The following is a 1,882-nucleotide window of genomic DNA, read 5'->3' as shown; positions in this document are numbered from 1 at the left end:
ATATTTGTTAAATCTGAAAATAATATTTTTTTGATGAATAAAATGAGAACTGGGGCAAAAAGGGGGTACTATGAAATATAAAAACTTTATTTTCTTTAGTATAGTTTTTGTCGCTATATCATTGTTTCAGTTTCCTAAAATGATTGAAGCGGTAAATGACAATACTGAAATCGGGTTGAACTTTAATAATGATGTATCTACTGGAAGTGGCTCGACTTCAAGTGACCCCACTTCAAGTGATTCGATCTCAAGTTCAACAATTGAAAGTAGTACAAGTGAAACATCGCAGACTAGTACCTATGAATCAAATAACTAAAAAGGAATTTGTAGAATCGAAGACAAAAAAATAACAAAGTCTTGTCTTGATAGGCTTTTACCTGATATTGGAACGCTACGGAATCTTCTATACGTAATTTAGGGCTGTCTAGTTTTAATACTTGTTTTCGTGTTTGTTGATTTCAAACTCTATAAGGTGTTCAAAATAATGCTCTAAATAGGGGATGAACAGACGAAAAATAAAAAGTAGTATTTGTTATCAATCTCAGCAATTTCGTTGAGTGCATGTACTCTAATTATTTCTCTAAAGACCGAAGTAGACAAAGTGGTAAAAGTAGATGCTTGAAAATGGGTCATAATTAAAAGGGGGGGATAGATGAAAAAACGAGCAGTTTTAATTCCTATAATGCAGTTAAGCGATGGCGCGTGAAGTAGGAGGAAAGAAGATGAATAAAAAGAAATGGTGTCTTACCTCAGTACTGATTATTGAGTGTACTACTTTTATGATTCTATTTTATCCAAAGAACGAAGTCAAAACAGTTTTGAAAGCAAAAGAGAGCGAGAAAATTGTCAATTTCCAAATGAAAACAGAAGAGGCTCCACCAGCAGTAACCGACCAAACAGTTCTTTCGAAGTACAATTTGATAAAAAAATTCGAAGGATATTCTAGGTATATGGCTAAACCATGGAGTCTTACCAGTGCATGGGATGGATCAACTTCTCAGAGTCTTTTAACTAGCGGCGTGTGGGCAAACGCAAATGTTCGGAAGATTTCGTTTAGCATTAACGGAGATATTAGTAGTGCTGGTCTTGTAAAAACTACAATCCGTACAATACCTAATCACTATTATCAATTTTCGACCCAAATAACTGCAAGTGCTTATTCTGGCAGTGAAGCAAGATATGCCTTTGATTGGTTATCGAATTCAGATGTGAATAGTCCAGTCTCTATTTATTCAGACTACAGGGAATTAAAAAATCGTGGTTTCGGACCTACAGATGTTTCAAAAATTGTTCAAGCAAAGACAGAAGAAATGACGCTTGATTTTAGCATTGCTGCGTTATGGGGAGCTTATTCATACGTATATTTTTCTAACCTCTCCATTGTTGATTTAAACCAAGGAACTGAAGAATCCCGATCTAGTATTAATGCGTTGTTCACAGATAGTACACACACAGAATTAAAACTGTCGGCGACGCAAACAGAAATTGATAAGGCGAAAAAATCAATTGAAACAATCGTCAATCAAACGACGAAAACAGAATTAACAAAGGAACTAGCCAAAGCTCAAGCTTTGCTGGACAAAATTACGATGAGCTTGGCGATTCCAACAGAATTGGTCAATGATCCGAAAAATGAACTAAGTCATACCATCAAAGGGAAAACCTATCCAAATTCCTTTCTTCAATTTTCAGGAAGTAGTGCCTTTCCAGAGGGAACCTTAAGCTCAGAAGTGGCGGAGGATTCAAAAAAATACCAGATTCGCGCAGATGCAGAAGGGAATTTTAGCTACTCACTGCCAAAAGGAAAGTATTTTAAGTGGAATGAAAAAATCACCGTGACGAGCATGTTGAGAGGAAAAACAACTTCTGAAACACGGCAAGT

Annotated in this window: 2 protein-coding genes; both read left to right on the top strand. The window is 35.9% G+C overall.

The window, feature by feature from the left end:
- Positions 1–70: 70 nt before the first annotated feature.
- Positions 71–316, top strand: coding sequence for a hypothetical protein (locus JZO69_RS16495; RefSeq protein WP_207113898.1), 246 nt, complete (start codon positions 71–73; stop codon positions 314–316).
- Between the two features lie 406 nt (positions 317–722).
- Positions 723–1,882 (top strand): toxin Cry1Ac domain D-VI-related protein (locus tag JZO69_RS16490; RefSeq protein WP_242586932.1); only part of this gene is annotated, 1,160 nt, incomplete at its 3' end.

Origin of the sequence: Candidatus Enterococcus ikei, assembly GCF_017316105.1 — a bacterium.
Taxonomy (GTDB): domain Bacteria; phylum Bacillota; class Bacilli; order Lactobacillales; family Enterococcaceae; genus Enterococcus_L; species Enterococcus_L ikei.
Note: the sequence above shows the minus strand (reverse complement) of the source record. Positions and strands in the feature narration are given on the sequence as shown.